This window comes from Nocardia lijiangensis NBRC 108240, from assembly GCF_001613045.1.
Taxonomy (GTDB): domain Bacteria; phylum Actinomycetota; class Actinomycetes; order Mycobacteriales; family Mycobacteriaceae; genus Nocardia; species Nocardia lijiangensis.
In genome coordinates, this window is sequence record NZ_BDBP01000017.1 from 116,658 (window position 1) to 126,244 (window position 9,587).

A 9,587-nucleotide genomic window follows, 5' to 3' on the forward strand; every position below is an offset into this window, starting at 1 on the left:
GTCACGAATGCGCGATCAGATAGTCCAGATAGAACGGCCGTAACTGTTCGGCCACTGCACCGTCGCCCGCGTGGATGTAGTCGTCGATCAGCGGCAGGACGTATTTGATGTCCGCCTCGCTGTCGCCGACGTTCCCGGCGGTCGCCTCGGCGGCGGGAATGCGGGTGAGCAGCTGCCACAGGTATTTGATGTCGCCGCGGCGCACGGCCAGCCGCACCGCCCGGTCGTGCAGCTCCTTGGACGACAGGTTCTCGAATTCCTCGTTACCGGCCATGCTTCGACTCTAGTCGTCACACCCGGTCGAAGTCCGTCGAAAACTCGCGCGCGGTCGCCGGCGCGACCCCGGTGAGCTGCGGCGACAACCGATCCGGCGACCGAGCCGAGGCGTGCGTTAACGGGATCTTCACCGACACGCCTCACCGTCCCCGAGCGCAGACCGGCCAGTCGGCGGTAACTTCGGAGATGCGGACCGCGTCGGTGTGGTTCGTACGGGAGGTCCTGACCGTGACTGAGCTACTCAGTACGAGAGGGCCGGCACCCGGCCCTCGTGGCATCTGACGCAAGTCGGATCCAGAAGGACGGACCGGTCCAGCGAGATCGTTCACGCGGGTGCCGTGTGGACAAAAAGGAGCCCACCGTGACTGCTGCACGCTCCGTTCCCGCCCTCTCGGCGCACTCCCGTTCCGCTGGCACAGGAAAGCGCGCCACTGTCTCTTCGGACACCAAGGGGGCCCGCCCCTCGCTCACCAACGCATCCGGTGCCAAGACCTTCGTCATCGACACCTCGGTCTTGCTCTCCGATCCCTGGGCGTTCACCAGGTTCGGCGACCACGATGTCGTCCTCCCGCTGGTCGTCATCAGTGAACTCGAGGCCAAGCGGCACCACCACGAATTGGGCTGGTTCGCCAGGGAAGCCCTGCGCAACCTGGACGATCTCCGGCTGCAGCACGGCAGGCTGGACGAGCAGGTGCCGATCGGCACCGAGGGCGGAACGCTGCAGGTAGAACTCAATCACACCGACCCCGCCGTTCTTCCGGTGGGCTTCCGCACAGAAAGCAACGATTCCCGGATCCTGGCCTGCGCCTTGAATCTCGCGGCCGAGGGCCGCGAGGTCGTCATGGTGTCCAAGGACATTCCGCTGCGCGTCAAGGCGAGCGCGGTGGGTCTGCACGCCGACGGGTACCACGCGCAGGACGTGGTGACCTCCGGCTGGTCCGGGATGGTGGAGATCGACGTCGCCTCGACCCAGATCGATCAGCTCTACGCCGACTCGGTGATCGACCTGGACGAGGCGCGGGAACTGCCGTGCCACACCGGAATCCGGCTGCTCGGCACCAGCTCGAGCGCGCTGGGCCGGATCACCCCGGACAAGCGCGTGCAGCTGGTGCGCGAGCGGGAGGCGTTCGGGCTGCACGGCCGCTCGGCCGAACAGCGCATCGCGCTGGACCTGCTGCTGGACGAGAGCATCGGCATCGTCTCGCTCGGCGGCAAGGCGGGCACCGGCAAATCCGCGCTGGCGTTGACCGCCGGTCTGGACGCGGTGCTGGAGCGGCGCACCCAGCGCAAGGTCGTGGTGTTCCGTCCGCTCTACGCGGTCGGCGGCCAGGAACTCGGCTACCTGCCCGGCAGCGAGAGCGAGAAGATGGGCCCGTGGGCGCAGGCCGTCTTCGACACCCTCGACGGTCTCGCCTCGCCGGAAGTGATGGAGGAGGTGCTCAGCCGCGACATGCTGGAGGTGCTGCCGCTCACCCACATTCGCGGTCGCTCGCTGCACGACTCCTTCGTGATCGTGGACGAGGCGCAGTCGCTGGAACGCAACGTGCTGCTCACGGTGCTCAGCCGGCTGGGCACCGGCTCGCGCGTGGTGCTCACCCACGATGTGGCCCAGCGCGACAACCTGCGCGTCGGCAGGCACGACGGCGTGGCCGCGGTGATCGAAAAGCTCAAGGGGCACCCGCTTTTCGCGCACATCACGCTGACCCGTAGCGAGCGCTCGCCGATCGCGGCGCTGGTCACCGAGATGCTGGAGGAGTACGGCCCGAACGCCTGAGCCAGGGCGCCCAGACACCCCTGAGCTAACGCTCAGGGTGTGTTTCACCTCACATCGAGTGGGTAATATCCGCCGAGTTATCAGTTGGGCAGCGGCCCGGCGCGTCGCACTGCGATTCGCCGGGTCGTTGCCGAACATCGGCCTAGGCTACGCGCGGCACCGGTGCCACGGGGCGCCGTCGGAGCCACACTCGAGAGGGGACGACATATGCACCACGCTCGACGCACGGCTGGATTCACCATGGCGCTGGCGGCCGCTGCGCTGCTCATCGCGGGTTGCGGTGACGACGACAGCGACACCGCCGCGGTCGTGACCACCCCGACCCTCGGCATGACGACCGGCGCGATGGCCACCACGCACAGCGAGGCGCACGGCGCCGACGACACCGATACCCCGGATCGTGAGCCGGACAATCCGGACGAGACCAAAATTCCCACCGCGGGCGGCACCGAGGTGACCGTCTCCGGCGACATCTACGACAAGTACATGGCGGCGGGCGGCCCGACCGGTCCGCTGGGCGCGCCGCTGGAGCCGCAGGAGAGCGCCCCGAACGACGGCAAGTACCAGGACTTCGTCGGCGGCACCATCTACGAGCCCGCGGACGGCGAGCCGCACATCGTGTGGGGCGAGATTCGCAAGGCGTGGGAGGAGAACGGCGGCGCGGCGGGCGAGCTCGGCTACCCGATCAGCGACGAGACCGACATTCCCGGCGGCAAGCAGAGCGAGTTCAGCGGGGGGACCATCACCTGGGTGAACGGGCAGGTCACCGTCACCATGAAGTAGTGAATCGACACGACGCCCGAGAACGCAGACCAGCCGCGTCTCGGGCGTCGTTCTCATTCCCCCTCCGTACAGTCCCGCGCCGCGGGCCGAGCCGCTAGGTTGTGATGGTGCAAAATCTCTTGACCGATCGTGAGCTGCTAGAGGCGCTCGCCTTCGAGGTGGAACTGAATCTGCGGCGCCACATCGACGTCGCCGACGGGTGGCAGCCGCACGATTACGTCCCGTGGGACGACGGCCGCAACTTCGCCTTCCTCGGTGGCGACGACTGGGCCCCGGAACAGTCCGAGCTCAGTGAGGTCGCCAAGCTGGCGCTGACCGTCAGCGTGCTCATCGCGGACAACCTGCCGTCCTACCACCGCGAGATCGGCAAGTACCTGCGCACCGGCGCGTGGTGGCGCTGGGTCGGCCGCTGGACCGCCGAGGAGAACCGGCACGAGATCATGATCCGCAACTACCTGATGGTGACCAGGTCGGTGGATCCGGTGGATCTGGAACGGCAGCGGATGGCGCATATGACGACCGGATTCCGCCGTCCCGCCCTGCATCTGCTCGACGTCCTCGCCAACTGCGCGTTCGAGGAGGCGGCCTCGGCGATCCGGCACCGCAACACCGCCGCGCTGAACGAGAACCCGCTCGTCACCGCCATCGCCGCGCGCATCGCGGCCGACGACGAACTGCAGTCGGTGTTCTTCGCCGACCTGGTCGCCGCGGCGTTCGCCATCGCACCCGATCAGACGATGCGCGCGATCGCCGACCGGGTCGCCGGTTTCGAGGTGCCCAGCGTCGCGCTGCCGGACGGCCGCAGCAGCGACGAGGTGCTGGCCGAGGCGGGCATCTACGACCGCGCCAAGGAAGGCGAGCTGGTCTTCGCGCCGCTGCTGCACCGGTGGAACGTCTTCGACCGGGCCGACCTCGGGCCCGAGGGCGAGCAGGCCCGCGCCGAACTGGCGCACCTGCGCGTGTCCTCGCCCGCCTGAATCGGCCTGTCCGAGTTACGCGGGTACTGAGTCACACGGTGCGCCGGGCGGTTTCGAATCGCCCGGCGCTCTCGTTCTACTTCTCGTCTTCCACCTTGGCCATGGACAGCACGTCCAGGCGGCGGTCCAGCTCGGCCTCGGTGAGCCGGTCGCCCAGCAGACCGCGATCGATCACCGTCTGCCGGATGGTCTTCTTCTCCTTCAGCGCCTCCTTGGCCACCGCGGCCGCCTCCTCGTAGCCGATCGCCGAGTTCAGTGGCGTGACGATGGAGGGCGAGGACTCGGCCAGCGTGCGCAGCCGCTCCACGTCGGCGGTCAGCCCGCGCACGCACTTGTCGGCGAAGAGCCGGGACACGTTGGCCAGCAAGCGGATCGACTCGAGCACGTTGCGCGCCATCACCGGAATGTAGACGTTCAGCTCGAAGGCGCCGTTCGCGCCGGAGAAGGCGACCGCCGCGTCGTTGCCGATGACCTGCGCCGCCACCTGCGTGACCGCTTCGGGCAGTACCGGATTCACCTTGCCCGGCATGATCGAGCTGCCCGGCTGCAGGTCCGGCAGCTGGAGCTCGGCCAGGCCGGTGAGCGGACCCGAACCCATCCAGCGGATGTCGTTGGCGATCTTGGTGAGGCTCACCGCGACGGTGCGCAGCGCGCCGGACAGCTCGACGAGGCCGTCGCGCGCCGCCTGCGCCTCGAAGTGGTCGATGGCCTCGGCGAAGGCGTCGATATCGGTCGACTTCACCAGTTCCGCAACGACTTTCGCACCGAAACCGGCGGGCGCGTTGAGACCGGTGCCCACCGCGGTGCCGCCGATCGGCAGCTCGCCGAGACGCGGCAGGGTCGCCATCAGCCGGTCGATGCTCGCGGCGACCTGGCGGGTGTAGCCGCCGAACTCCTGGCCGAGGGTCACCGGGACGGCGTCCATCAGGTGGGTGCGGCCCGACTTCACCACGGTGCGCCATTCCTCGGACTTGTCCAGCAGCGCCAGGCGCAGATGCTCGAGCGCGGGGACCAGGTCTTTGATGACGCCCTCGGTCGCCGCGACATGGGTGGCGGTGGGGAACGTGTCGTTGGACGACTGCGACATGTTCACGTCGTCGTTGGGGTGCACGTCGACGCCGTTGGCCTTCGCGATCGAGGCGATCACCTCGTTGGCGTTCATGTTGGAGCTGGTGCCCGAGCCGGTCTGGAAGACATCGATCGGGAACTGGTCGTCGTGCTCGCCCGCGGCGATCTCGCCCGCGGCGGCGATGATCGCGTCCGCCTTGACGGCGTCGAGCAGGCCGAGATCCTTGTTCACCTGAGCGCACGCGGCCTTCAGCAGTCCGAGCGCGCGAATCTGCGCACGTTCCAGGCCGCGCCCGCTGATCGGGAAGTTCTCCACGGCCCGTTGGGTCTGCGCCCGCCACAGTGCGCGCGCCGGGACCCGTACCTCGCCCATGGTGTCGTGCTCGATGCGGTACTGCGTCTCCTCGGTCATGATTCCGACCCTATGCCGCACGAGGTTCCCGTGGGGCCGCCACGCCTGAGCGGAATCCCACACCGGTCCGGCGGAATACCGTCCGCCGAACCGGCGACGCCGACATCAGGAGGAGAACAGCACCTTGCCGAACGAACGGTGCTGGTGGTGGTGCCCGTGCCCGTAGTGCGGAGCGGGCGCTCCCCACGCGGGTGCGGGGGCGGCCGGGGGCGGCGGCGGTGCCGCGTAACCCGACTCGAGCCGGGTGAGGTTCTCCAGCTCGCCGTAGTCCAGGAAGATCCCCCGGCAGTTACCGCACTGCTCGATGTGTACCCCGCTGCGGTTGTAGGTCTGCATCAACCCACGACATTTCGGACACTGCATTTCCGCCACGCTAGTCGATTTCCGGCACGTATGCGCGCATCACGATAGATCGGAGGCGGTGGCTATCCGCCGGCACGCGTCCACCAAAGCCGTATCCAGATCATCGAGTTCGCGCCCTTCGCGTCCGGCGGCGACGACGGCCAGCGCGGCCGCCTGCACGGCGACGGCGCGGGCCGGGATATCCAGCGCGACCCATTCGTCCGCGTCCCGCGGCACCGCGACGCCGCCTGCCGCGCGATAGGCGTCGAGGAACCGAAGCCAGGTCACCGGCTCGAGAATGCCCGCGGCGAAGAGCGCGGCGGGCCGGGCCAGATCCCACGCGGGATCGCCCGCGCCGAGGTCGTCGATGTCGATGAGCCGCCACGAATCGCCGCCGCGCGGCACGCGCACCAGCTGGCCCAGATGGAAGTCGCCGTGCACGAGCGTGCGCGCGGTCGCGGTCGGTTCGGGGAGTGCGGCGAATGCTCGGCACACGATCTCCGCGGCAGCTCGGTCCGCGACATCGCCCGCGTCGCGCAGCCGGCGGATCGCGCGGCGGACGCGAGCGGGGCCGCCCGCCTCCGGCAGATCGCGCGCGGGCTCCGGCATCCCGTGCAACCGGGCGAGCAGCGTCGCGGCGGCTTCCCACGGCGCGGCTGCTGGATCGTCGGGGTCGACCGGTTCGCCGTACGGCCACGCTGTGATCGTCCGGCCCGCGTGGCGCGTGAGAAGCGCATCGCCGATCGGCAACGGCGGCAACAGGATGTCGCGCCACCCCGGGGCGCTCGCCAGTCGAAGGCGGGAAAGCAACACCGCCGCATCGGTTTCCACCAGGTGGGCCTTGACGACGACCGCGCCGGCCCGCACCACGAGCACGTCGGCGCGCTCGACCACGAGCACCGGCGGCGCGCAGCCCGCACCGGCCCGCACAGCTGTCTCGGCCAGCGCCTCGACGAGTTCGGTTGTGCTCGACGGTGATTCCCGGTCGGTCTCGATCCCCACCGGGTCATCGTCCCTGTCCACGCGCGCGGCCGCACCCGGAGGTCCGGATGCGGCCGCGGTGCGAACCGATCAGGGCATCGGCGGGACTGCGTGCTCGTCGCCGTGGAAGTCGACCGAGGAGTACTCGCGCAGCTTGGTCAGGCGGTGGTAGGCGTCGATCATGCGGACGGTGCCCGACTTGGAGCGCATGACGATCGACTGGGTGGAGGCGCCGCCACCGTAGTAGCGGACGCCGCGTAGTAGGTCGCCGTCGGTGACGCCGGTGGCGCAGAAGAAGACGTTGTCGCCGGACACCAGGTCCTCGGTGCTGAGCACCCGGTCCAGGTCGTGTCCCGCGTCGATCGCCTTCTGCCGCTCCTCGTCGTCCTTCGGAGCCAGCATGCCCTGCAGCGCGCCGCCCATACAGCGCATGGCCGCCGCCGCGATGATGCCCTCCGGCGTGCCGCCGATGCCGACCAGGACGTCGGTGCCGGAATCCGGGCGGGCCGCCGCGATGGCGCCCGCGACGTCGCCGTCGGAGATCAGCCGGATGCGGGCGCCCGCGTCGCGGACCTTCTGAATGAGGTCGGTGTGCCGGGGCCGGTCCAGGATGCAGACGGTCAGGTCGGACACCGAAGACTTCTTCGTCTTGGCAACCCGGCGGAGGTTCTCGCCGATCGGGGCCGAGATATCGATCACGTCGGCGGCGTCGGGGCCGACCGCGATCTTGTGCATGTAGAACACCGCGGACGGGTCGAACATCGCGCCGCGCTCGGCGACCGCCAGCACCGCGATCGCGCCGGGGGAGCCCTTCGACATCAGCGTGGTGCCGTCGATCGGGTCGACGGCGAAGTCGACGTCCGGACCGGTGCCGTCACCCACGGCCTCGCCGTTGTACAGCATGGGCGCCTCGTCCTTCTCGCCCTCGCCGATCACCACGATGCCGCGCATCGATACCGAGCTGACCAGCTGCCGCATCGCGTCCACGGCGGCGGCGTCGCCACCCTCCTTGTCGCCGCGGCCGACCCAGCGCCCGGCGGCCATGGCGCCCGCTTCGGTCACCCGGACCAGTTCGAGCGCAAGGTTCCGGTCCGGCGCCTCGCGGCGGCTGGGTGCGGGCGAAGATGCCGTCATGGCGGGGTGCCTCCCTCGGGTCGTACGTACCGGACGATTGTCTCATTAGGTGGTCACCCGCCCTGCACCCCTGGTCCAGGTGACGGGGGTACCCGGCCGCGCACCCGGTCGGCGAGTGGATACTGGGAGCGTGTCCTACCAAAAGCCACGCATCCTGCACGACTACAAGGATCTGTTCTTCTCGCTGATCCCGCTGGTGCTGATCGCCGTGGTCTTCGCCGCGCTGGCCAGCCAGTGCAGCTTTGCCGCCAAGGGACCGACGCCCGGTCAGATCCCGCATTTCGACGTGAACGCGGCGCTGAAGACCGACGCGCGCACGCTGGCGTTCCCGATCCGCAATCCGAGCGTGCCCGCCGAGTGGACCCCCAACTCCGGAAGCCGCGACACCGTCACCGGTGCGGGCGGCGGCCCGGTCAGCACTGTCGGCTACATCACCGGCCAGGGCACCTACATGCAGCTGACCCAGAGCAGCGCCACCGAGGAGTCGCTCGCGCGCTTCGTGCTCGGCTCGCGCTACGCCAGCGGCGCGCAGCAGATCGGCGACCAGAAGTGGATCGTCTATGCCGAGCCGACCGAGGAAACGGCGTGGATCGCCGACCTGGGCGGTGTGCGCGTGTTGATCAAGGGGGCGGGGAGCGAGGCGGCGTTCACCACGCTGGCTCAGGCAGTCACGGCCGCGCAGCCGATCGCGCGCTGAATTAGATTGCCCGCGTTCGGTCCTCGTTCCCGCGGGATCCGAGTGCTCGAGAAGGCAGGTCCGTCGCACGAGCACCGACGGTGATTTCGAGGCGGACGCGCGCGATCTTCAGTAGCGCGTGCCGGCTCGGCCCTCGTGGGCGACGACGTTGACGATCGTTCCGCTCGGGTCGCGGGCGAAGAAGCGGCGCACGCCCCACGGCTCGTCGCGCAGTTCGTAGACGATGTCGGCGCCCGCCGCGGTCATCGCCGCGTGCACGGCGTCGACGTCCTCGACCTCCACGCTCATATCGGGCTGCGGCTGCTCCGCCTCCGGCCCGAGCAGCAGCACCTGGGCGGTCGGGTTGGCGGGCGAGGCCATGGTGACGGCCCAGCCGAGGTCCATCGCCTCGGTGAATCCGAGCAGCCGGTAGAAATCGCGGCTTCGCTCCATGTCGTCGGTGCGGATATCGGGTGTCGCTCGGCGGATACTCACGATTTCTCCCTCCGGTGTCCGAGAACTCGGGTCAGTCCTCGTCGTCGCCGGCGTGGGCGAGCGCGTCCTCGACCCGTTTGCGCGCGCCCGCCAGGTGTTCCTCGCACCGGTTGGCCAGCGCTTCGCCGCGCTCCCACAGAGCCAGCGAATCATCGAGGTCCATGCCGCCCTGCTCGAGCATCTTGACCACGTTCACCAGTTCGTCGCGTGCGCGTTCGTAGCCGAAGCCCGCGATCTCGGCCAGCTCGTCCTTGCCGGCGTCGGCCAAGGTCAGTTCCCTCCTGTGCGTTCCTCGTCGTCCCGGCGGGCGCCGGAATCCGCGGTGCGGGCGCTCGGCGTTCGAGAGCCCAGCGTTCGAGAGCCCAGCGCCTGGGCGCCGAGCGCGGCCGCGGTCACGGCCCCGTCGGCGACCCGGATGCGCAACTGGCTGCCCGCGGGCGCGTCCTCGATGCTGCGTACGACGTACCGTTCGGAACCGGTCACGCGCTGCACGACAGCGTAACCGCGGGCCAGCGTCGCGGCCGGACCCACGGCGGTGAGCTTCTCGCGCAGGTGCCGCGTCGCGGTGGCCTCGGTGCGGACCGCGTGCTCGGCGCAGCGCCGCGCGGACGCGCGCAGCCGCTCGATCTCCTCGGCGCGCCGGTCGATCTCGCGCAGCGGGGCGGCGAG

12 protein-coding genes are annotated in these 9,587 nt (G+C 69.6%); 4 read left to right on the forward strand and 8 right to left on the reverse strand.

The genetic code is table 11. From position 1 onward, the window contains the following. Position 1 precedes the first annotated feature (1 nt). A complete protein-coding gene (locus tag NL1_RS07280; protein WP_067835641.1) occupies positions 2-274 on the reverse strand; it encodes a hypothetical protein in 273 nt (90 codons plus the stop codon). Between the two features lie 501 nt (positions 275-775). Between NL1_RS07280 and phoH2 the strand changes: the two genes are divergently transcribed. From phoH2 to NL1_RS07295, 3 genes are all read left to right on the forward strand, one after another. Beyond that, a complete protein-coding gene (phoH2, locus tag NL1_RS07285; protein ID WP_373862532.1) occupies positions 776-2,050 on the forward strand; it encodes an RNA 5'-3' helicase PhoH2 in 1,275 nt (424 codons plus the stop codon). Positions 2,051-2,257: 207 nt separating this feature from the next. Beyond that, positions 2,258-2,833, forward strand: coding sequence for an LGFP repeat-containing protein (locus NL1_RS07290; protein ID WP_067835642.1), 576 nt, complete (start codon positions 2,258-2,260; stop codon positions 2,831-2,833). A gap of 104 nt (positions 2,834-2,937) precedes the next feature. Next, entirely contained in the window at positions 2,938-3,810 is an 873-nt protein-coding gene (locus tag NL1_RS07295; RefSeq protein ID WP_067835643.1) for an acyl-ACP desaturase, read from the forward strand. A 76-nt stretch (positions 3,811-3,886) separates the two neighbouring features. On the opposite strand, the gene NL1_RS07300 is transcribed toward NL1_RS07295, so the two are convergent. The 4 genes from NL1_RS07300 to glpX all read right to left on the reverse strand — a co-directional run bounded on the left by NL1_RS07300 (position 3,887) and on the right by glpX (position 7,747). Then, the gene (locus tag NL1_RS07300) at positions 3,887-5,290 is read right to left on the reverse strand and encodes a class II fumarate hydratase (protein WP_067835644.1); all 1,404 of its coding nucleotides are present in this window, start codon (positions 5,288-5,290) and stop codon (positions 3,887-3,889) included. 105 nt (positions 5,291-5,395) lie between these two features. Then, positions 5,396-5,653 (reverse strand): TFIIB-type zinc ribbon-containing protein, encoded by a 258-nt coding sequence (locus tag NL1_RS07305; protein WP_084510362.1) that lies wholly within the window; start codon positions 5,651-5,653, stop codon positions 5,396-5,398. Between the two features lie 39 nt (positions 5,654-5,692). Then, entirely contained in the window at positions 5,693-6,634 is a 942-nt protein-coding gene (locus tag NL1_RS07310; protein ID WP_218024372.1) for a phosphotransferase family protein, read from the reverse strand. Positions 6,635-6,703: 69 nt separating this feature from the next. Beyond that, positions 6,704-7,747 (reverse strand): class II fructose-bisphosphatase, encoded by a 1,044-nt coding sequence (glpX, locus tag NL1_RS07315; RefSeq protein WP_067835646.1) that lies wholly within the window; start codon positions 7,745-7,747, stop codon positions 6,704-6,706. 130 nt (positions 7,748-7,877) lie between these two features. On the opposite strand from glpX, the gene NL1_RS07320 reads away from it, so the two are divergent. After that, positions 7,878-8,444 (forward strand): DUF4245 domain-containing protein, encoded by a 567-nt coding sequence (locus NL1_RS07320; protein WP_067835647.1) that lies wholly within the window; start codon positions 7,878-7,880, stop codon positions 8,442-8,444. Positions 8,445-8,552: 108 nt separating this feature from the next. Here the strand turns inward: NL1_RS07320 and NL1_RS07325 are convergent, their stop codons facing one another. The 3 genes from NL1_RS07325 to NL1_RS07335 form a co-directional block, all read right to left on the reverse strand. Continuing rightward, on the reverse strand, positions 8,553-8,918 hold the full coding sequence (locus NL1_RS07325; protein WP_067835648.1) for a VOC family protein: 366 nt from the start codon (positions 8,916-8,918) through the stop codon (positions 8,553-8,555). Between the two features lie 31 nt (positions 8,919-8,949). Then, a complete protein-coding gene (locus tag NL1_RS07330) occupies positions 8,950-9,186 on the reverse strand; it encodes an exodeoxyribonuclease VII small subunit (protein ID WP_067835650.1) in 237 nt (78 codons plus the stop codon). 2 nt (positions 9,187-9,188) lie between these two features. Further along, a partial coding sequence (locus NL1_RS07335; protein WP_281180789.1) for an exodeoxyribonuclease VII large subunit occupies positions 9,189-9,587 on the reverse strand: 399 nt, incomplete at its 5' end.

Excerpts from the sequence above, each read along its gene's own strand:
- NL1_RS07280 (WP_067835641.1), bottom strand. The coding sequence starts at position 274 with ATGGCCGGTAACGAGGAATTCGAGAACCTGTCGTCCAAGGAGCTGCAC.
- NL1_RS07290 (WP_067835642.1), top strand. The coding sequence starts at position 2,258 with ATGCACCACGCTCGACGCACGGCTGGATTCACCATGGCGCTGGCGGCC.
- NL1_RS07295 (WP_067835643.1), top strand. The coding sequence starts at position 2,938 with ATGGTGCAAAATCTCTTGACCGATCGTGAGCTGCTAGAGGCGCTCGCC.
- NL1_RS07300 (WP_067835644.1), bottom strand. The coding sequence starts at position 5,290 with ATGACCGAGGAGACGCAGTACCGCATCGAGCACGACACCATGGGCGAG.
- NL1_RS07305 (WP_084510362.1), bottom strand. The coding sequence starts at position 5,653 with ATGCAGTGTCCGAAATGTCGTGGGTTGATGCAGACCTACAACCGCAGC.
- glpX (WP_067835646.1), bottom strand. The coding sequence starts at position 7,747 with ATGACGGCATCTTCGCCCGCACCCAGCCGCCGCGAGGCGCCGGACCGG.